Source organism: Escherichia sp. MOD1-EC5990, assembly GCF_002965285.1.
Classification (GTDB): Bacteria; Pseudomonadota; Gammaproteobacteria; order Enterobacterales; family Enterobacteriaceae; genus Escherichia; species Escherichia coli_F.
Map to the genome: position 1 here is coordinate 264,508 of NZ_PTRV01000002.1, position 20,023 is coordinate 284,530.

Here is a 20,023-nt window from a genome sequence, read left to right on the forward strand (position 1 = left end):
CCGGCATTAAGCGTATTAATAGGGGTGCAACACGTTACTTGCTTCGCAATGACGCATACATAACAGAATGTCCGCGGCCTCCAACAACCCTGCATCAGAACTGACGCCCAGTTTCGACATTACATTAAATTTATGCGCGCGGATCGTTTTGATATTGCGTTTAAGCTGCTCGGCAATTTGTGTCATTGAGTAGCCACGCGACATAAAGCGCAATATTTCTCTCTCCGTCGGGCTTAGCGTCCGGCTTTGGTTAATGTACCACTGATTGTTCAATCGGTCGGTCGCCTGACGCACACCATTTAATGACAAAAAGAGTTCTTGATGAAAAATCTCCAGCGTCGACGCTTTACTTAATACACCGTCCAGCGGTGATGGCGACAATGAACCAATCAGCCGAGCTTCAATATCATCATCCGCAATAACTAAACGTCGGGTACGCGGAAACTTAATCGCCAGTTCAGTCAGGCAAGATAATCCCTCTCTGCGTTTACTTCTCATGGCAGAAAAAGAAAAAATGACCGCCGCAAATGAGATCCGCGACATGGCATCCTGAAATGACTCCTGACTGGTATAGATATGGAGCTTATAAGGGTTACCCGCAAATTTTCTGAATAAACTCTCAATACCGATACTGCTCATGACGCATTTTTCTATGAGTGCGACATTTCTCTTCTTAATTCGGCTGTGTTCCATTCTGCGGCATCTCCATAAACAGAAGGCAAGTTAAGTTCTCTTGCACCCTGCGCGCTATTTATCCATGCATACATTTCAGCGTTGCTGTGAATTGCCAGTCGACGCATCGCACTGTTTTTTTGGGCGCTGATAGTTTTATTACTTTTCTTAAGCAATGAAGCTATCTGGTTGATGCCCCATCCTTTACCTAATAGCCGCAGTACTTTGCGCTCTGAAAGAGTGAGAATAACGGAGCGATAGCTAAAATCATGCGTTTCAGTCATTGCCGGAGAGGTCAGCATGGCACTGATACGCTCTGCGTGCGTATTGCCAGAACGCACGGTCTTGACCAGATTCTCAATGGGTTCAACATCAGACAATAATGTCGCCGTAGGGCACATGAGCAGTTCTACCGCCTGGGAATACCAGGAGCGTGACACCATGAAAACCCAGTGAATTTCCCGATATTGTGAGATTAAAGAATAATAATGCTCACAAACAGAACGAGGATCTTCACTTTCACCGGCTAAATCTGCAATAACTAATCCGGAACGACGTAATTGTAATAAGGTAAGGTCCTCCGCAGAGGCGCTGGATATTATTTCATATTCAGGGAAGTGAGTCCTCATGACCTCTTTTAACCCTGCTTGCATAACAGGTATTTTACTGATAACAATTCCATTTTTGCAGCATCCTGGCAACATATTTCCTCCACATCCACTGTCTAAAAATCATGATGGTCTATTCAGGATATTCATTCCTTAAATGTTTCCAGCAAATTAATAGATTAAGCGAATAAATTATCCTTTGCATTCACTTTCATATCAGCATACTCCTGCTGCACAATAACTCCACTGCATGTGTCAGAAGGTTAGCATCAAATGATAACCTGGTGAAATAGCCTGGAGACATTTAAAATATCTACATTAAGTTGTTAGAAATACTTAATGAAAAACAGAATTCTCATTCATTTAATTTATAATTAAAAAATATTTCTTCTCGCAAAATAAAAAATCACACAATCAATATTTATTCAATAAAATCTGATAGTTTTATCTTTTGTAAAGCCTAAAAAAGCACTCAGTTATCGATAATCCCGATTCGTAAAAACCAGACCATACATTCATTATGTCGATAATATTCACGTTATAATTTATTTACAGCTTGAGATTATTCGTTTTTTACCCTCCGAGCCTCTCCCGATAACCAGGATTAATCAGCGCAATTTTGATCTTAACCTGCCGCAAAACAACCGCGCTTCATGATACAAATGGATTCTCATAATTTGAACAATACGCAGCGCGTCTATGACAAAGGGCGAGTTATGCAAACTGAGCAACAGCGAGCCGTGACACGGCTTTGTATCCAGTGCGGATTATTTCTTTTGCAACATGGTGCGGAAAGCGCGTTGGTCGATGAACTTTCCTCACGACTGGGTCGGGCGCTGGGAATGGACAGCGTCGAAAGTTCTATCTCTTCGAACGCCATCGTGCTGACAACCATTAAAGATGGGCAATGCCTGACATCGACACGTAAAAATCACGATCGCGGCATTAATATGCATGTGGTGACTGAAGTCCAGCACATTGTGATTCTGGCGGAGCATCATCTGCTGGATTACAAAGGCGTAGAGAAAAGATTTAGCCAAATTCGGCCATTACGTTACCCGCGATGGCTGGTAGCCTTGATGGTCGGCCTTTCTTGCGCCTGTTTCTGTAAACTCAATAACGGTGGCTGGGACGGTGCCGTCATCACCTTCTTTGCCAGTACGGTCGCAATGTATATCCGCCAGCTGCTGGCACAACGTCATCTTCATCCACAGATCAACTTTTGCCTCACCGCTTTCGCCGCCACCACCATTTCCGGTTTGCTTTTGCAACTTCCCACTTTCAGTAATACCCCCACCATTGCGATGGCCGCCAGCGTTCTCTTGCTGGTGCCGGGCTTTCCGTTGATTAATGCCGTCGCCGATATGTTTAAAGGCCACATCAATACCGGACTGGCACGCTGGGCGATCGCCAGTCTGCTGACACTGGCTACCTGCGTCGGCGTGGTGATGGCACTGACGATTTGGGGGCTACGCGGATGGGTGTGATCGAATTTCTGTTAGCATTGGCGCAGGATATGATCCTCGCCGCCATTCCAGCGGTCGGCTTTGCGATGGTGTTCAACGTTCCCGTTCGGGCGTTACGCTGGTGTGCGCTGCTTGGTGCGATAGGTCATGGTTCCCGAATGATCTTAATGACCAGCGGGCTGAATATTGAATGGTCAACCTTTATGGCCTCTATGCTGGTCGGCACCATTGGTATTCAATGGTCGCGCTGGTATCTGGCACATCCGAAAGTGTTTACCGTGGCGGCTGTTATCCCCATGTTTCCGGGCATCTCTGCTTATACTGCAATGATTTCGGCGGTAAAAATCAGCCAGCTAGGTTACAGCGAACCGTTGATGATTACCCTGTTAACCAACTTTCTTACAGCTTCATCGATTGTTGGTGCATTATCCATCGGCCTTTCCATTCCTGGATTATGGTTGTACCGCAAACGCCCTCGCGTATAAAATTGCCTCACTTAAAGCACGCGGATGAGAGACAGCCTCCTCTCCTCCGTGTGTTACTATAAAAGTTATCTCCCTTCTCGTTCATCGTTCCATATTTGAGAAACAGTATGTCTTCCAGAGTTTTGACCCCGGACGTCGTTGGTATTGACGCCCTGGTACACGATCACCAAACCGTTCTGGCAAAAGCTGAAGGCGGTGTGGTTGCCGTATTTGCTAACAATGCCCCGGCGTTTTATGCCGTCACGCCTGCACGCCTGGCTGAACTGCTGGCGCTGGAAGAAAAGCTGGCGCGTCCGGGAAGCGATGTCGCTCTGGACGATCAACTCTATCAGGAACCGCAAGCCGCTCCCGTTGCTGTCCCCATGGGGAAATTCGCCATGTATCCGGACTGGCAACCCGATGCCGACTTTATCCGCCTGGCGGCGCTATGGGGCGTGGCGCTAAGAGAGCCGGTGACCACCGAAGAACTGGCCTCATTCATTGCCTACTGGCAGGCGGAAGGTAAAGTCTTTCACCATGTGCAGTGGCAACAAAAACTGGCGCGCAGCCTGCAAATCGGTCGTGCCAGCAACGGCGGACTGCCGAAACGAGATGTGAATACGGTCAGCGAACCTGACAGCCAAATTCCACCAGGATTCAGAGGGTAACGATGAAAAACGTTGGCGACCTGATGCAACGCCTGCAAAAAATGATGCCTGCCCATATCAAACCTGCATTCAAAACGGGTGAAGAGCTACTGGCCTGGCAGAAAGAACAAGGGGCGATCCGCTCCGCCGCTCTCGAACGTGAAAATCGGGCGATGAAAATGCAGCGCACCTTTAACCGCTCCGGTATTCGTCCACTGCATCAGAACTGCTCCTTTGAGAACTATCGCGTTGAGTGTGAAGGGCAGATGAATGCGTTAAGCAAAGCGCGCCAGTATGTCGAAGAGTTTGACGGCAACATCGCCAGCTTCATCTTTTCTGGTAAGCCAGGAACCGGCAAAAACCATCTGGCGGCGGCAATCTGCAACGAGCTGCTGCTACGCGGTAAATCCGTATTGATCATCACCGTGGCCGATATTATGTCGGCGATGAAAGATACCTTCAGGAATAGCGGTACCAGCGAAGAACAACTGCTTAACGATCTGAGCAACGTTGATCTGCTGGTGATCGATGAGATCGGCGTGCAGACCGAATCGAAATACGAAAAAGTGATCATCAACCAGATCGTCGATCGCCGCTCTTCTTCCAAACGCCCAACCGGGATGCTGACCAACAGTAATATGGAAGAGATGACCAAGTTGCTGGGCGAACGCGTGATGGACCGTATGCGCCTGGGTAACAGTTTGTGGGTGATCTTCAACTGGGATAGCTACCGTAGCCGGGTAACAGGTAAAGAGTATTAATCCCCGTTTCTGGCGGTATACTGCGACACAATTCCACCTTGAGTAATGATGATGAAAACTGTTAAACATCTTCTGTGCTGTGCCATTGCCGCCAGCGCATTAATTTCCACCGGGGTGCATGCTGCGTCCTGGAAAGATGCGCTCTCCAGCGCCGCCAGCGAACTTGGCAACCAAAACAGCACGACACAGGAAGGCGGTTGGTCGCTCGCGTCATTAACTAACTTGCTTAGCAGCGGGAACCAGGCCTTAAGCGCAGATAACATGAACAACGCCGCAGGCATTCTGCAATACTGCGCGAAGCAAAAGCTGGCGTCGGTAACCGATGCCGAAAACATCAAGAACCAGGTGCTGGAAAAGCTGGGCCTGAACAGTGAAGAACAAAAAGAAGACACCAACTATCTGGATGGCATTCAGGGTTTGCTGAAAACCAAAGATGGTCAGCAACTCAATCTGGATAACATCGGAACGACTCCGCTGGCAGAAAAGGTGAAAACCAAAGCCTGCGATCTGGTGTTAAAGCAGGGGCTGAACTTCATTTCCTGAACCGCGAAACGCCGCGTTTTAGCTGTTACCCGGCTGACGCGGCTCTCTCCTGCCCTTTTCCCTGCTCCTGGACGGTTTTCCCCCTGTTACACGGGAAGCGACCGCGATCAAAAAAGTCTGTTTATAAACTAATTCCTAACAACATCGCATTTTTTTGACACTAGAATTGCAGCAATATGGCGACGCCATTACATTGTGCTTCTCAAAAAGCTTAAACGTTGGCTAAACGGCCCGGTTTAGTGAGGATCGCCCGTTGTCAGAACTACTCTCTTTCGCCCTTTTTCTCGCCTCTGTGCTGATTTACGCATGGAAAGCGGGACGTAACACCTGGTGGTTTGCAGCCACATTAACGGTGCTGGGGCTATTTGTCGTTTTAAATATCACCCTGTTTGCCAGCGACTATTTTACTGGCGCTGGTATTAACGACGCGGTTCTCTATACCTTAACCAACAGCCTGACCGGTGCTGGCGTCAGCAAATACATCCTGCCGGGTATCGGCATTGTGCTGGGGCTGACAGCGGTGTTCGGTGCGCTGGGCTGGATCCTGCGCCGTCGTCGCCATCATCCGCACCATTTTGGTTACAGCCTGCTGGCGCTCTTACTGGCGCTGGGTTCGGTGGACGCCAGCCCGGCATTTCGTCAGATAACGGAACTGGTGAAATCCCAGTCACGCGATGGCGACCCGGACTTTGCGGCTTATTATAAAGAGCCGTCGAAAACTATCCCTGACCCGAAACTCAACCTGGTTTATATCTACGGCGAAAGTCTCGAGCGAACCTATTTTGATAACGAAGCTTTCCCGGATCTCACGCCTGAACTGGGCGCGTTGAAAAATGAAGGCCTGGATTTCAGCCACACGCAGCAGCTGCCAGGAACGGATTACACGATTGCGGGCATGGTGGCTTCTCAGTGCGGCATACCGCTGTTTGCCCCCTTTGAAGGCAACGCCTCCGCCTCTGTCTCCAGCTTCTTCCCGCAGAACATCTGTCTGGGCGATATCCTGAAAAACTCGGGTTATCAGAACTATTTCGTGCAGGGCGCGAATCTGCGTTTTGCCGGTAAAGATGTTTTCCTGAAGTCGCATGGCTTCGACCACTTATACGGCTCAGAAGAGCTGAAAAGCGTGGTGGCCGACCCGCACTATCGCAACGACTGGGGATTCTACGACGATACCGTTCTCGATGAAGCGTGGAAAAAGTTTGAAGAGCTTTCCCGCTCTGGCCAGCGATTCTCACTGTTTACCCTGACGGTCGATACCCATCACCCGGATGGTTTTATCTCGCGCACCTGTAACCGCAAAAAATATGATTTTGACGGTAAGCCAAATCAGTCATTCAGTGCGGTAAGTTGCAGCCAGGAGAACATCGCAACGTTTATCAACAAAATCAAAGCATCACCGTGGTTTAAGGATACCGTTATCGTCGTCTCGTCTGACCATTTAGCGATGAACAACACGGCGTGGAAATACCTCAATAAGCAAGATCGCAATAATCTGTTTTTCGTCATTCGTGGCGACAAGCCGCAGCAAGAGACGCTGGCGGTGAAGCGTAACACGATGGATAACGGCGCGACGGTGCTGGACATTCTCGGTGGCGATAACTATCTCGGACTTGGTCGTAGCAGTTTATCCGGGCAGTCAATGTCGGAAATCTTCCTCAATATCAAAGAGAAAACATTGGCGTGGAAGCCAGATATCATCCGCCTGTGGAAATTCCCTAAAGAGATGAAAGAGTTCACCATCGACCAGCAGAAAAACATGATTGCCTTCTCGGGTAGCCATTTCCGTTTGCCGCTGCTGTTGCGGGTTTCAGACAAGCGCGTGGAACCGCTGCCGGAAAGTGAATACTCAGCACCACTGCGTTTCCAGTTGGCCGATTTTGCTCCACGCGACAATTTCGTCTGGGTTGACCGTTGCTATAAGATGGCACAACTCTGGGCTCCGGAACTGGCACTTTCCACCGACTGGTGTGTCTCGCAAGGGCAGCTTGGCGGTCAGCAAATTGTCCAGCATGTTGATAAAACAACATGGAAGGGCAAAACGGCATTTAAAGATACGGTCATCGACATGGCGCGTTACAAAGGCAATGTCGATTCGCTGAAGATTGTTGATAACGATATTCGCTACAAAGCCGACAGCTTCATTTTTAACGTCGCCGGTGCGCCGGAAGAGGTGAAACAATTTAGTGGGATTTCCCGTCCGGAGTCGTGGGGCCGCTGGTCCAACGCGCAGTTGGGCGATGAAGTCAAAATCGAGTACAAGCATCCGCTGCCGAAGAAATTTGACCTGGTGATTACCGCCAAAGCATACGGCAATAACGCCAGCCGTCCTATTCCGGTACGCGTAGGCAATGAAGAACAAACCCTTGTGCTGGGCAATGAAGTGACCACCACCACACTGCATTTCGATAACCCAACCGATGCCGACACACTGGTAATTGTGCCGCCGGAACCTGTCTCAACCAACGAAGGGAATATCCTCGGACACTCGCCGCGTAAGCTCGGGATCGGCATGGTGGAAATTAAAGTTGTGGAACGTGAAGGGTAATTCCTGACTGATGTGTAGGTCGCATAAGGTGCGACCTACACACCTTCTCCGGCCTACAAAACATCATTGAGAAACAGAAAAAAAACAGCGCCCAACACTTCCCCGGACGCTGCATGGCAACTTTAATAATCTCGCCTTATCAGAAAGTAATTACGCCTTTAATTAACTCACGATTGTTAATCACATCGCGCTCGTAGGTTTCTGCCAGCGTGGCGAACGGATAGCGATGGGTTAACATCATGTCGGCAGTGATTTTCCCTTCCGCCATAAGTCGACCGACTTTAGCGAAATCTTCCGGCGTGGCGTTGCGGCTGCCCATCATCGTCGTTTCTTTTTTATGGAATTCCGGATCGGAGAACTGCAACTCACCTTTAAACAGGCCGACAAATACCACCGTGCCGCCGTGACGAATCAGATTCACGGTGTTATTCATCGCATGTTGATTACCTGTCGCGTCGATCACTTTCTGCGCCAGCGAACCACCAAACTGCGCCCGCAGCTGCGCGTCAAAATCTTCGGCTGACGGGTCCAGCACGGGCAACTCCAGACGCGTTGCCACATGTTCTCGGCGTGCCGGACTGGTATCCGCCACCACCACCTGTGCGCCATCAGCTTTAGCGATTGCCGCCGCGCCCAGACCGATTGGCCCCGCCCCGACCACCAGCACCTGCTCGCCGGGAGCAATGGCTGCACGACGCACCGCATGTGCGCTAATAGCGAAAGGTTCAATCAATGCTGCCGCCTGCGGGTCAATACCATCTGCGGGCAAAATGTTCGCCACCGGCACGCTCAAATACTCACTAAAACCACCATCCTGATGCACACCAATAACTGAAATTTTTTCACAGCAATTGGTGCGACCGCTTTTACATGCCGGGCATTGCTGACAGGCAACATAAGGGATCACCGCAACTTGCTGACCATTTTTAAGATCAGCAATATTTTTACCCAGCCCAACAATCTCCCCACATATTTCATGGCCTAAAACGCGTGGATAACTAAAAAATGGTTGATTTCCACCCCAGGCATGAATATCGGTACCGCAAATCCCGACAGACTTAATTTTTATTAATGCTTCATTGTCACCCGGAATAGGTATCTCGCGTTGTTTCCAGACTAATTCTTTCGGCTGCTGGCAAATTAAAACATTCATCGTAGACATGATTCGGCTCTCCATTTTTTGTTGCCTTAGATATCAATGAAAATGAAAAATGGCAGCGGAACGGAAAATCTGTTTTGTGAAAACACACGCATAAAAATGTTTTAAATCGGGTTTTAATGGACTCACAAGGAGGAAAATATGAGTCGCTCACAAAATTTACGCCACAATGTGATTAACCAGGTCATTGATGATATGTCGCGGGGTCACATCCCTTCCCCACTTCCATCGCAAAGTGCGCTGGCGGAAATGTACAACATCAGCCGCACCACAGTGCGTCATATTCTCAGCCACTTACGCGAATGCGGCGTCTTGACGCAGGTTGGAAACGACTATGTTATTGCGCGTAAACCTGACCATGATGACGGTTTCGCCTGTACTACCGCTTCAATGAGTGAACAAAACAAAGTGTTTGAGCAGGCTTTTTTCACGATGATAAACCAGCGCCAGTTACGCCCAGGGGAAACTTTTTCTGAACTGCAACTGGCTCGGGCCGCGGGTGTCAGCCCGGTTGTAGTAAGAGAATATCTTTTAAAATTCGGTCATTATAATCTTATTCAGAGCGAAAAGCGCGGCCAGTGGAGCATGAAGCAATTCGATCAATCCTACGCCGAGCAGCTGTTTGAGCTACGCGAAATGCTCGAAACGCATTCACTTCAGCACTTTCTCAACCTGCCTGATCATGATCCACGCTGGTTGCAGGCGAAAACCATGCTCGAACGTCATCGACTACTGCGTGACAACATCGGCAACAGCTTTCGCATGTTCTCGCAACTTGACAGAGATTTTCACTCCTTACTGCTTTCAGCTGCCGATAATATCTTTTTTGATCAATCGCTTGAGATCATCTCAGTCATCTTTCATTTTCACTATCAATGGGACGAAAGCGATCTTAAACAGCGCAATATCATTGCCGTCGATGAGCATATGACCATTCTCAGCGCTCTGATTTGCCGCAGTGACCTGGATGCCACCCTTGCGCTCCGTAACCATTTGAATTCAGCTAAACAATCAATGATTCGATCCATTAATGAGAACACGCGTTATGCTCATTAAGTACGGATTAAAAACAGCAAACTATTAGCGGGTGCACGGTTTTATCAAAAGATAAATACCGGAAAATTCCCGCTTACCTATGCTCACAATCAGTCGACTAAAAATGTTTTTGTGAGCGGTAGTAAAGTCCTAAAACTTTTACCTGCCGTTAATGTCAACCTTGCGTAATGCACAATTACGTAAACAATTAAAATTATAAATACAGGAGTCCGGCGTGGAAAAAGAAAATATCACCCTCGATCCGCGTTCTTCATTTACTCCATCTTCGTCGGCAGATATTCCCGTGCCACCAGATGGATTAGTTCAACGCAGTACCCGAATTAAACGCATTCAAACCACCGCCATGTTGTTATTATTTTTTGCGGCGGTAATCAATTATCTCGACCGCAGTTCGCTGTCGGTAGCAAATTTAACGATTCGTGAAGAATTGGGATTAAGTGCCACCGAAATCGGCGCTTTGCTCTCCGTGTTTTCACTCGCCTACGGGATTGCGCAGCTTCCTTGCGGCCCGCTATTGGATCGTAAAGGCCCTCGCCTGATGCTGGGACTGGGGATGTTCTTCTGGTCACTGTTCCAGGCAATGTCTGGCATGGTGCACAGCTTCACGCAGTTCGTGTTGGTGCGTATCGGTATGGGAATTGGTGAAGCACCAATGAACCCGTGCGGCGTAAAAGTCATTAACGACTGGTTCAACATCAAAGAGCGCGGACGCCCAATGGGCTTCTTCAACGCCGCCTCCACCATTGGCGTTGCCGTAAGCCCGCCAATTCTGGCGGCGATGATGCTGGTGATGGGCTGGCGCGGGATGTTTATTACCATTGGTGTGTTGGGTATTTTTCTCGCCATCGGTTGGTATATGCTCTATCGCAACCGCGAGCACGTTGAACTGACTGCCGTTGAACAAGCCTATCTCAATGCCGGTAGCGTCAATGCCCGCCGTGATCCACTCAGTTTTGCTGAATGGCGCAGCCTGTTCCGTAACCGCACAATGTGGGGAATGATGCTCGGATTCAGTGGCATCAATTACACTGCGTGGCTGTATCTGGCCTGGCTTCCTGGTTACCTGCAAACAGCCTATAACCTGGATTTAAAAAGCACAGGATTGATGGCGGCTATCCCTTTCCTGTTTGGGGCTGCCGGGATGCTGGTCAACGGTTACGTTACCGACTGGCTGGTCAAAGGGGGAATGGCTCCGATTAAAAGCCGTAAGATCTGCATTATTGCCGGGATGTTCTGTTCTGCCGCCTTTACGCTGGTCGTACCGCAAGCGACAACATCCATGACAGCGGTTCTGCTGATTGGCATGGCACTGTTCTGCATTCACTTTGCCGGAACATCCTGCTGGGGATTGATCCACGTCGCTGTCGCTTCTCGCATGACTGCATCGGTGGGCAGTATCCAGAACTTTGCCAGCTTCATCTGCGCTTCTTTCGCGCCGATCATTACTGGTTTTATTGTCGATACCACCCACTCATTCCGTCTGGCGCTAATCATCTGCGGTTGCGTCACCGCGGCGGGTGCACTGGCATACATCTTCCTGGTTCGTCAGCCGATCAACGACCCACGTAAAGATTAATTTCCCTATGCCCGATAACATTTTGCTTATCGGGCATTTTTATGGCGATTAAAACGTTTCCCAGTTCTCTCCGCTATCTGCCACTGCCACTTTGCGCGGCGCAGATGGCGTCACAGTTTTTACTACTGCCGATGCTTCGCGCTGGCGTTGCTGCTCTTGCTGAATCCGGAACACTGCCACAGCTTCGGTCAGGCGACTGGCCTGCTCCTCCAGCGCGGCGGCGGCGGCGGCAGATTCTTCCACCAGCGCAGCGTTCTGTTGGGTTACTCGGTCCATCTCAGCTACTGCTAAGCCAACCTGATCGATACCACGGCTCTGCTCATCAGAAGCCGAAGCAATTTCGCCCATAATGTCCGTCACGCGGGTCACAGCGCTGACAATCTCTGCCATGGTTTCCCCGGCGCTTTCGACCAGCGTAGAGCCAACATCCACTTTGCCCACCGAGTCTTCAATCAGGCTTTTAATTTCGCGAGCCGCCTGAGCGCTACGCTGGGCCAGATTACGCACTTCTCCCGCAACCACCGCAAAACCACGTCCTTGCTCACCCGCACGCGCTGCTTCAACCGCCGCGTTCAAAGCCAGAATATTGGTCTGGAAGGCAATGCCGTCAATTACGCTGATAATATCGGCGATTTTCTGCGAACTGGTGGAGATATCACGCATAGTCTGCACCACGTTATCTACCACTTTGCCGCCGCGTTGCGCCGTTTCAGAAGCACTTAACGCCAGGTGGCTGGCCTGGCGCGCATTCTCGGCGTTCTGTTTCACCGTTGCGGTCAGTTGCTCCATGCTGGCTGCCGTCTCTTCCAGCGAAGCAGCCTGTTGCTCGGTGCGCGAAGAGAGATCGTTATTGCCGGTAGCGATTTCGCTGGCACCGCTATAGATGGCATTGGCCCCGTTGCGCACATCACCGACGGTACGCATCAGCTCTCCCTGCATATGGCGCAAACTCTCTGCCAGTTGCCCCATCTCATTAGAGCCATCCACCTCAATCGGTTTCACCAGATCGCCGCCTGCAATATGACGAATGCTGTCAATCAGGCGATTCATTGGCGCTACCAGCGAGGCTTTAATACCGAACCAGACGGCGAAGATGACCGCCAGTACGACGATCATCACGCCCACCAGAATCCACATCGCCTGGCTGTAGGAGGCATTGTTATCGCTGACGGCGATATCATGGAGCCGATCGTTTTGTTCCATGTAAGCCACATACTGCTTCTCGAAACCGTCCTGATATCCCTGAGTCGGCTGATCAAAGAACTCGTTGATTTTGCCTGCACCTAACAGTTGGATCAGCTCCGCCAGCGCATTGTGATAAATATCGTAATTACGTTTGATCTCTGCCGCTGCGGCGGTGCTCTGACGCGGGTCACGCGGCAACGCTTCGTAATCCGCCCAGTTTTTTTCCGCCTGTTTCAGCGAAATACTGGCACTCTGCATCAGCTCAGCAACGGTTGAACCGCTACCAATATTATTCTGATCCATCATGTAGCGGATACCCGCGCGGTTGAGGGTGTTACGCGTCTGCAACAACGCGACCCAGCTGCCATTCAGCGTGGATTGCTGCTGGCGAATGGTTTGTAAAACAGTGAAATTTTCTTTGTCATTCTTTAAGGCATTAAAGAACAGACCGCCTGATGTCAGTTGTAAAAGGCCAAAAACGGCCAAAACCAGCAGTAAGCTGGTCACAATTTTGATACGTTTTAACATGGTTTCTCTTTCCTGTGGACCGATGCAAGATTTTCGGCCTGGAAAGGAAAAACTTTATGAATATCCCGCGGAGATTACGCCGAGTAATTTTATTCACACTCTGAATTTAAAAAGCCATTATTTACATAAATTATTCACAATATAAATATGTGATATGAATCACATATTTATCGTCACTTAAACGACGCCTTTGCCGCTCAACCGCAAAACTGACCGCTTACATCCCTAAAATAACCACTCAGTTATTTACCTTACTTTACGCGCGCGTAACTCTGGCAACATCACTACAGGATAGCGGTCAATTTACCTCCTCAAACGCAACGCAAACCTAGAACGGCTTCGGCCAACTATTAATCAATACATGCCAGGTTTTACTATGGATACTAAAAAGATATTCAAGCACATACCCTGGGTGATTCTCGGAATCATCGGTGCATTCTGCCTCGCGGTAGTTGCATTACGTCGGGGGGAGCACGTCAGCGCCCTGTGGATCGTGGTCGCCTCTGTATCGGTGTATCTGGTGGCGTATCGCTACTACAGTCTGTACATCGCCCAGAAGGTGATGAAACTCGACCCCACGCGCGCGACGCCTGCGGTTATTAACAACGACGGTCTGAACTACGTTCCGACCAACCGTTACGTGTTGTTTGGTCACCACTTCGCCGCTATCGCCGGTGCTGGTCCGCTGGTGGGTCCGGTTCTCGCCGCGCAGATGGGCTACCTGCCTGGCACGCTGTGGCTGCTGGCGGGGGTCGTGCTGGCCGGTGCGGTTCAGGACTTTATGGTGCTGTTTATCTCCTCTCGCCGTAATGGCGCATCTCTTGGTGAGATGATCAAAGAAGAGATGGGACCAGTACCGGGGACTATCGCGCTGTTTGGCTGTTTCTTAATCATGATCATCATCCTCGCCGTCCTGGCGCTGATTGTGGTTAAAGCCCTGGCCGAAAGTCCGTGGGGTGTCTTCACCGTTTGCTCAACCGTACCGATTGCGCTGTTTATGGGTATCTACATGCGCTTTATTCGTCCGGGGCGTGTGGGTGAAGTCTCTGTCATTGGTATCGTGCTGCTGGTTGCCTCTATCTACTTCGGTGGCGTGATTGCTCACGATCCGTACTGGGGTCCGGCACTGACCTTTAAAGACACCACCATTACCTTCGCGCTGATTGGCTATGCGTTTGTTTCCGCACTGCTGCCGGTGTGGCTGATCCTCGCACCGCGCGACTATCTGGCAACCTTCCTGAAAATCGGCGTTATCGTCGGCCTGGCGCTGGGTATCGTGGTGCTGAACCCGGAACTGAAAATGCCTGCCATGACCCAGTACATTGACGGTACTGGCCCGCTGTGGAAAGGCGCTCTGTTCCCGTTCCTGTTCATCACCATCGCCTGTGGTGCGGTATCTGGCTTCCACGCGCTGATCTCTTCCGGTACGACGCCAAAACTGCTGGCTAATGAAACCGACGCACGTTTCATCGGCTACGGCGCAATGCTGATGGAGTCCTTCGTGGCGATTATGGCGCTGGTTGCTGCGTCCATCATCGAACCGGGTCTTTACTTCGCGATGAACACCCCGCCTGCTGGCCTTGGCATCACCATGCCTAACCTGCATGAAATGGGTGGCGAGAACGCGCCGATCATCATGGCGCAGCTGAAAGACGTTACCGCACACGCGGCAGCGACCGTCAGCTCCTGGGGCTTCGTGATTTCGCCAGAGCAGATCCTGCAAACCGCGAAAGACATTGGTGAGCCTTCTGTCCTGAACCGTGCAGGTGGTGCGCCGACGCTGGCGGTAGGTATCGCTCACGTGTTCCACAAAGTGCTGCCGATGGCTGACATGGGCTTCTGGTATCACTTCGGTATTCTGTTCGAAGCACTGTTCATCCTGACCGCGCTGGATGCGGGTACCCGTTCTGGCCGCTTTATGCTGCAAGACCTGCTGGGTAACTTCATCCCGTTCCTGAAAAAAACCGACTCTCTGGTTGCCGGTATCATCGGTACTGCGGGCTGTGTGGGTCTGTGGGGCTACCTGCTGTATCAGGGCGTGGTCGATCCGCTGGGCGGCGTTAAGAGCCTGTGGCCGCTGTTCGGTATTTCCAACCAGATGCTGGCAGCCGTAGCGCTGGTACTGGGCACCGTTGTGCTGATTAAGATGAAGCGCACCCAATACATCTGGGTAACTGTTGTTCCGGCTGTATGGCTGCTTATCTGCACCACCTGGGCGCTGGGCCTGAAACTGTTCAGCACCAACCCGCAGATGGAAGGCTTCTTCTACATGGCAAGCCAGTACAAAGAGAAGATTGCTAACGGTACTGACCTGACGGCGCAGCAGATTGCCAACATGAACCACATCGTTGTGAACAACTACACCAACGCAGGTCTGAGTATTCTGTTCCTGATTGTGGTGTACAGCATCATCTTCTACGGTTTCAAAACCTGGCTTGCGGTGCGTAACAGCGACAAACGTACTGACAAAGAAACACCGTACGTTCCAATCCCGGAAGGCGGCGTGAAGATCTCTTCGCACCACTAACCGTGTTTAGCCCCGCTTCGGCGGGGCTTTGTTCTTATCAGAGTGAACTATGTTTGGTAACTTAGGACAGGCAAAAAAATATCTCGGCCAGGCGGCGAAGATGTTGATTGGCATTCCAGACTACGACAACTACGTCGAGCATATGAAGACCAACCATCCCGACAAGCCGTACATGAGCTATGAAGAATTCTTCCGCGAACGCCAGAACGCACGCTACGGCGGCGATGGTAAAGGCGGTATGCGCTGTTGTTAATGGAGAGAGCATGAACCCGATTGCAGTTACCCTACTCACCGGTTTTTTAGGCGCGGGCAAAACCACCCTGCTGCGCCATATTCTTAACGAACAACACGGCTACAAGATTGCCGTGATTGAAAACGAATTCGGCGAAGTCTCCGTTGATGATCAACTGATTGGCGACCGCGCCACGCAGATCAAAACGCTGACCAACGGCTGCATCTGCTGTTCGCGCTCCAACGAGCTGGAAGACGCACTACTCGACCTGCTGGATAATCTCGACAAGGGCAATATTCAGTTCGACCGTCTGGTCATTGAATGCACCGGCATGGCCGATCCCGGCCCGATTATTCAGACCTTTTTCTCCCATGAGATTTTATGCCAGCGCTACCTGCTGGACGGCGTGATTGCGCTGGTGGATGCGGTACATGCCGATGAGCAGATGAACCAGTTCACCATCGCCCAGTCCCAGGTTGGCTACGCCGACCGTATTCTGCTGACGAAAACCGACGTCGCAGGCGAAGCAGAGAAACTGCGTGAACGCCTGGCGCGCATCAACGCCCGCGCACCGGTCTACACCGTTACCCACGGCGATATCGACCTGGGCCTTCTGTTCAACACCAACGGTTTTATGCTGGAAGAAAACGTCGTCAGCACCAAACCGCGTTTCCACTTTATCGCGGACAAACAAAACGATATTTCGTCGATTGTGGTGGAACTGGATTACCCGGTAGATATCAGCGAAGTTTCCCGGGTGATGGAAAACCTGCTGCTGGAGTCGGCGGATAAACTACTGCGTTACAAAGGGATGCTATGGATTGACGGCGAACCTAACCGCCTGCTATTCCAGGGCGTCCAACGCCTCTACAGCGCCGACTGGGACCGCCCGTGGGGCGATGAAAAACCGCATAGCACGATGGTGTTTATCGGGATTCAGTTGCCGGAGGAAGAGATTCGGGCAGCGTTTGCGGGGTTGAGGAAGTAATTTTGGATGATGGCCGCCATGTGGCGGCCTGAATTATTTTTTGTTCTGATCGCGCAGCATCGCTTCACGTAAAATTGCGTTCAGGCGAGTTTGATAGCCTTTACCTGGTCGCTTCAACCATTCCATCACATCAGCATCAATACGCACCGAAGCCTGAGTTTTCAATGGCCGATAAAACTTACCGCGTTCGGCGTTAGACCATTGCTCATCGCTGGAAGGTGGGATATCACTGTAATCAATATCTTCGTCGGATTTATTCGCCAGCGCCTTCAGTTCGGCCTCATGCTGCACATCGAGTGTAGAGGAGGTCCCTCGTTTATGTTTAACCATGCTCATAGCGATTCCTCTCTTTACGATCTGCTTTTCGTGCACTGATGATTCGAATAATTTCATTTCCGCTTTCGAAACGGATGGTATGCGCAACCAGAATAACCACGATGCCGTAAACCAGGCCGATTGTCTGCCAGCGATACTCACCGTTTTCTATACGTTCTTGCTGTGACAAATGTTGTGGATCATCAAACAATAACACCGCATCTTCAAAGCGGATGCCATGTTTCACCCGATTACTTTTGGCCTTGTTTTCATCCCATTCAAACTCCATTGGCATAATTGCCATCCCTAATTGTATATACAAAAATGTATCTACAATTATTCTGCAATTATAGCGTTGATGTTGGAAATAGCATCACGTTTCGAATAATCAACCATGAAATTGACAATGAGTAAGTTGGACTTGATTCATCCAATAGAATTTCTCGCCTGACATGGCACACTAAACACCTCGCTGTCGGGTAATGACTCCAACTTACTGATAGTGTTTTATGTTCAGATAATGCCCGATGACCTTGTCATGCAGCTCCACCGATTTTGAGAACGACAGTGACTTCCGTCCCAGCCTTGCCAGATGTTGTCTCAGATTCAGATTATGTCGCTCAATGCGCTGAGTGTAACGCTTGCTGATAACGTGCAGCTTTCCCTTCAGGCGTGATTCATACAGCGGCCAGCCATCCGTCATCTATACCACGACCTCAAAGGCCGACAGCAGGCTCAGAAGACGTTCCAGTGTGGCCAGAGTGCGTTCACCGAAGACGTGCGCCACAACCGTCCTCCGTATCCTGTCATACGCGTAAAACAGCCAGCGCTGACGTGATTTAGCACCGACGTAGCCCCACTGTTCGTCCATTTCAGCGCAGACAATCACATCACTGCCCGGTTGTATGCGCGAGGTTACCGACTGCGGCCTGAGTTTTTTAAGTGACGTAAAACCGTGTTGAGGCCAACGCCCATAATGCGTGCACTGGCGCGACATCCGACGCCATTCATGGCCATATCAATGATTTTCTGGTGCGTACCGGGCTGAGAGGCGGTGTAAGTGAACTGTAGTTGCCATGTTTTACGGCAATGAGAGCAGAGATAGCGCTGATGTCCGGCAGTGCTTTTGCCGTTACGCACCACGCCTTCAGTAGCGGAGCAGGAAGGACATCTGATGGAAATGGAAGCCACGCAAGCACCTTAAAATCACCATCATACACTAAATCAGTAAGTTGGCAGCATTACCCGGATTCCATAATGATTCCACGCCCCGTTATGACAAATCTGCCGCCGATCTTGCCTGGCAAAGGACACTGAAATGGTTTGATAAATATCTCTCCTGATAGGTTTATCTCTTACGGGATTACGTCTTAAACAAGCATGAAAAAATAGCGTGCGCAAAAGTCGTTCTTTGCCTAAAATATCGCTATATATGGCGATATATAGCGAATAAAGTGAACGATGAATAACCATTTTGGTAAAGGCTTAATGGCGGGATTAAAAGCAACGCATGCCGCCACGCTGTTTTTCCCGATGGCGTTGATTTTGTATGATTTTGCCGCGTACCTGTCGACGGACCTGATTCAGCCGGGGATCATTAATGTGGTCCGTGATTTTAATGCCGATGTCAGTCTGGCCCCGGCAGCCGTCAGTCTCTATCTCGCGGGCGGTATGGCGTTACAGTGGCTGCTGGGGCCGCTTTCCGACAGGATTGGCCGCAGGCCGGTGCTGATTACCGGGGCGCTAATATTTACCCTTGCCTGCGCTGCGACAATGTTCACAACGTCTATGACACAGTTTCTTATCGCGCGTGCAATTCAGGGCACCAGTATCTGTTTTATTGCCACCGTTGGTTATGTCACGGTGCAGGAGGCGTTCGGCCAGACAAAAGGGATCAGGTTGATGGCGATTATCACCTCCATCGTACTGATTGCGCCGATTATTGGCCCGCTTTCCGGCGCAGCTCTGATGCACTTTGTGCACTGGAAAGTCCTTTTTGCCATCATTGCGGTTATGGGGTTTATCTCATTTGTTGGCTTACTGCTGGCGATGCCAGAGACGGTGAAGCGCGGCGCGGTTCCATTTAGCGCCAAAAGCGTCTTGCGCGATTTTCGTAATGTCTTTTGCAATCGGCTGTTCCTCTTTGGCGCAGCAACCATCTCTTTAAGCTATATCCCAATGATGAGTTGGGTGGCTGTCTCGCCGGTGATCCTGATCGACGCGGGCGGCTTAACAACTTCGCAGTTCGCCTGGACACAGGTTCCGGTGTTCGGCGCGGTGATTGTCGCGAATGCCATCGTGGCGCGTTTCGTTAAAGATCCAACCGAACCGCGCTTCATCTGGCGTGCCGTACCCATTCAACTGGTCGGCCTCGCGCTGTTGATTATCGGCAATCTGCTGTCACCGCACGTCTGGCTGTGGTCGGTGCTGGGCACCAGTTTGTATGCTTTCGGGATTGGTTTGATCTTCCCGACCTTATTCCGCTTTACGCTTTTTTCCAATAACTTACCGAAAGGGACCGTCTCCGCATCGCTGAATATGGTGATCCTGATGGTGATGTCTGTCTCGGTCGAAATCGGCCGCTGGCTGTGGTTTAACGGCGGTCGCTTGCCGTTTCATCTGTTAGCCGTCGTGGCGGGCGTTATCGTCGTTTTCACCCTGGCAGGATTGCTTAATCGCGTGCGCCAACATCAGGCTGCCGAGCTGGCGGAGGAGCGGTGATTTTTGCGCGATCCTGCCGTCAGGCTCTAT

18 protein-coding genes and 2 pseudogenes are annotated in these 20,023 nt (G+C 50.6%); 13 read left to right on the top strand and 7 right to left on the bottom strand.

Going from position 1 to position 20,023, the window contains the following annotated elements; translation table 11 throughout:
- Positions 1–15: 15 nt before the first annotated feature.
- The gene (bglJ, locus tag BEB42_RS03495; RefSeq protein WP_001353481.1) at positions 16–693 is read right to left on the bottom strand and encodes a DNA-binding transcriptional activator BglJ; all 678 of its coding nucleotides are present in this window, start codon (positions 691–693) and stop codon (positions 16–18) included.
- On the bottom strand, positions 651–1,376 hold the full coding sequence (locus BEB42_RS03500) for a helix-turn-helix domain-containing protein (protein WP_000936635.1): 726 nt from the start codon (positions 1,374–1,376) through the stop codon (positions 651–653). The genes bglJ and BEB42_RS03500 overlap by 43 nt, the downstream gene beginning before the upstream one ends.
- Positions 1,377–1,996: 620 nt before the next feature.
- Here BEB42_RS03500 and BEB42_RS03505 point away from each other — a divergent pair.
- From BEB42_RS03505 to opgB, 6 genes are all read left to right on the top strand, one after another.
- Positions 1,997–2,767, top strand: a complete 771-nt coding sequence (locus BEB42_RS03505) for a threonine/serine ThrE exporter family protein (protein ID WP_105267163.1) — start codon at positions 1,997–1,999, stop codon at positions 2,765–2,767.
- Positions 2,758–3,231 (top strand): threonine/serine exporter, encoded by a 474-nt coding sequence (locus BEB42_RS03510; RefSeq protein WP_000538188.1) that lies wholly within the window; start codon positions 2,758–2,760, stop codon positions 3,229–3,231. Before BEB42_RS03505 ends, BEB42_RS03510 begins: the two co-directional genes overlap by 10 nt.
- Before the next feature lie 107 nt (positions 3,232–3,338).
- Complete coding sequence (gene dnaT / locus BEB42_RS03515) at positions 3,339–3,878, top strand: primosomal protein DnaT (RefSeq protein WP_000098818.1); 540 nt, start codon at positions 3,339–3,341, stop codon at positions 3,876–3,878.
- 2 nt (positions 3,879–3,880) lie between these two features.
- Positions 3,881–4,618, top strand: a complete 738-nt coding sequence (gene dnaC / locus BEB42_RS03520) for a DNA replication protein DnaC (RefSeq protein WP_000799911.1) — start codon at positions 3,881–3,883, stop codon at positions 4,616–4,618.
- A gap of 48 nt (positions 4,619–4,666) precedes the next feature.
- Positions 4,667–5,161 carry a DUF2501 domain-containing protein YjjA gene (yjjA, locus tag BEB42_RS03525; RefSeq protein WP_001308243.1) on the top strand — a complete coding sequence of 165 codons (495 nt, stop codon included), beginning with the start codon at positions 4,667–4,669 and terminating at the stop codon, positions 5,159–5,161.
- A 253-nt stretch (positions 5,162–5,414) separates the two neighbouring features.
- Positions 5,415–7,706 carry a phosphatidylglycerol--membrane-oligosaccharide glycerophosphotransferase gene (gene opgB, locus BEB42_RS03530; RefSeq protein WP_105267164.1) on the top strand — a complete coding sequence of 764 codons (2,292 nt, stop codon included), beginning with the start codon at positions 5,415–5,417 and terminating at the stop codon, positions 7,704–7,706.
- A 139-nt stretch (positions 7,707–7,845) separates the two neighbouring features.
- Here the strand turns inward: opgB and lgoD are convergent, their stop codons facing one another.
- A complete protein-coding gene (gene lgoD, locus BEB42_RS03535) occupies positions 7,846–8,868 on the bottom strand; it encodes an L-galactonate oxidoreductase (RefSeq protein WP_000106033.1) in 1,023 nt (340 codons plus the stop codon).
- A 138-nt stretch (positions 8,869–9,006) separates the two neighbouring features.
- Between lgoD and BEB42_RS03540 the strand changes: the two genes are divergently transcribed.
- Positions 9,007–9,921: a GntR family transcriptional regulator gene (locus BEB42_RS03540; RefSeq protein ID WP_105267165.1), complete on the top strand. Its 915-nt coding sequence runs from the start codon at positions 9,007–9,009 to the stop codon at positions 9,919–9,921.
- A gap of 214 nt (positions 9,922–10,135) precedes the next feature.
- On the top strand, positions 10,136–11,497 hold the full coding sequence (locus tag BEB42_RS03545; protein WP_000410144.1) for an MFS transporter: 1,362 nt from the start codon (positions 10,136–10,138) through the stop codon (positions 11,495–11,497).
- Between the two features lie 48 nt (positions 11,498–11,545).
- Here the strand turns inward: BEB42_RS03545 and tsr are convergent, their stop codons facing one another.
- Entirely contained in the window at positions 11,546–13,210 is a 1,665-nt protein-coding gene (tsr, locus tag BEB42_RS03550) for a methyl-accepting chemotaxis protein (RefSeq protein ID WP_105267166.1), read from the bottom strand.
- A 376-nt stretch (positions 13,211–13,586) separates the two neighbouring features.
- Between tsr and btsT the strand changes: the two genes are divergently transcribed.
- Genes btsT through yjiA form a run of 3 tightly spaced genes read left to right on the top strand, consistent with a single transcriptional unit; the run spans position 13,587 to position 16,957 of the window.
- Positions 13,587–15,737 (top strand): pyruvate/proton symporter BtsT, encoded by a 2,151-nt coding sequence (btsT, locus tag BEB42_RS03560; RefSeq protein WP_001295524.1) that lies wholly within the window; start codon positions 13,587–13,589, stop codon positions 15,735–15,737.
- 49 nt (positions 15,738–15,786) lie between these two features.
- Entirely contained in the window at positions 15,787–15,990 is a 204-nt protein-coding gene (locus BEB42_RS03565) for a YbdD/YjiX family protein (protein WP_000467859.1), read from the top strand.
- Positions 15,991–16,000: 10 nt separating this feature from the next.
- Complete coding sequence (gene yjiA / locus BEB42_RS03570) at positions 16,001–16,957, top strand: GTPase (protein ID WP_001297640.1); 957 nt, start codon at positions 16,001–16,003, stop codon at positions 16,955–16,957.
- Between the two features lie 33 nt (positions 16,958–16,990).
- On the opposite strand, the gene BEB42_RS03575 is transcribed toward yjiA, so the two are convergent.
- The 3 genes and pseudogenes from BEB42_RS03575 to BEB42_RS03585 all read right to left on the bottom strand — a co-directional run bounded on the left by BEB42_RS03575 (position 16,991) and on the right by BEB42_RS03585 (position 18,463).
- The gene (locus tag BEB42_RS03575) at positions 16,991–17,293 is read right to left on the bottom strand and encodes a BrnA antitoxin family protein (protein WP_000063156.1); all 303 of its coding nucleotides are present in this window, start codon (positions 17,291–17,293) and stop codon (positions 16,991–16,993) included.
- Positions 17,280–17,567: a BrnT family toxin gene (locus BEB42_RS03580; protein WP_001297643.1), complete on the bottom strand. Its 288-nt coding sequence runs from the start codon at positions 17,565–17,567 to the stop codon at positions 17,280–17,282. Before BEB42_RS03580 ends, BEB42_RS03575 begins: the two co-directional genes overlap by 14 nt.
- Before the next feature lie 198 nt (positions 17,568–17,765).
- Positions 17,766–18,463, bottom strand: a pseudogene (locus BEB42_RS03585) (IS1 family transposase).
- A 56-nt stretch (positions 18,464–18,519) separates the two neighbouring features.
- Here BEB42_RS03585 and BEB42_RS03590 point away from each other — a divergent pair.
- Positions 18,520–18,615: pseudogene (locus tag BEB42_RS03590) on the top strand (dienelactone hydrolase family protein); the annotation flags it as partial.
- 145 nt (positions 18,616–18,760) lie between these two features.
- A complete protein-coding gene (gene mdtM / locus BEB42_RS03595; RefSeq protein ID WP_024186283.1) occupies positions 18,761–19,993 on the top strand; it encodes a multidrug efflux MFS transporter MdtM in 1,233 nt (410 codons plus the stop codon).
- Positions 19,994–20,023: the final 30 nt, after the last annotated feature.

Bases quoted from the DNA above. Each gene is read 5' to 3' on its own strand.
- BEB42_RS03500 (WP_000936635.1), bottom strand. From the start codon at position 1,376: ATGTTGCCAGGATGCTGCAAAAATGGAATTGTTATCAGTAAAATACCT.
- BEB42_RS03565 (WP_000467859.1), top strand. From the start codon at position 15,787: ATGTTTGGTAACTTAGGACAGGCAAAAAAATATCTCGGCCAGGCGGCG.
- mdtM (WP_024186283.1), top strand. From the start codon at position 18,761: ATGGCGGGATTAAAAGCAACGCATGCCGCCACGCTGTTTTTCCCGATG.
- BEB42_RS03540 (WP_105267165.1), top strand. From the start codon at position 9,007: ATGAGTCGCTCACAAAATTTACGCCACAATGTGATTAACCAGGTCATT.
- dnaC (WP_000799911.1), top strand. From the start codon at position 3,881: ATGAAAAACGTTGGCGACCTGATGCAACGCCTGCAAAAAATGATGCCT.
- yjiA (WP_001297640.1), top strand. From the start codon at position 16,001: ATGAACCCGATTGCAGTTACCCTACTCACCGGTTTTTTAGGCGCGGGC.
- BEB42_RS03580 (WP_001297643.1), bottom strand. From the start codon at position 17,567: ATGCCAATGGAGTTTGAATGGGATGAAAACAAGGCCAAAAGTAATCGG.
- yjjA (WP_001308243.1), top strand. From the start codon at position 4,667: ATGATGAAAACTGTTAAACATCTTCTGTGCTGTGCCATTGCCGCCAGC.
- tsr (WP_105267166.1), bottom strand. From the start codon at position 13,210: ATGTTAAAACGTATCAAAATTGTGACCAGCTTACTGCTGGTTTTGGCC.
- lgoD (WP_000106033.1), bottom strand. From the start codon at position 8,868: ATGTCTACGATGAATGTTTTAATTTGCCAGCAGCCGAAAGAATTAGTC.
- bglJ (WP_001353481.1), bottom strand. From the start codon at position 693: ATGGAACACAGCCGAATTAAGAAGAGAAATGTCGCACTCATAGAAAAA.
- BEB42_RS03505 (WP_105267163.1), top strand. From the start codon at position 1,997: ATGCAAACTGAGCAACAGCGAGCCGTGACACGGCTTTGTATCCAGTGC.
- dnaT (WP_000098818.1), top strand. From the start codon at position 3,339: ATGTCTTCCAGAGTTTTGACCCCGGACGTCGTTGGTATTGACGCCCTG.
- BEB42_RS03510 (WP_000538188.1), top strand. From the start codon at position 2,758: ATGGGTGTGATCGAATTTCTGTTAGCATTGGCGCAGGATATGATCCTC.
- BEB42_RS03575 (WP_000063156.1), bottom strand. From the start codon at position 17,293: ATGAGCATGGTTAAACATAAACGAGGGACCTCCTCTACACTCGATGTG.
- btsT (WP_001295524.1), top strand. From the start codon at position 13,587: ATGGATACTAAAAAGATATTCAAGCACATACCCTGGGTGATTCTCGGA.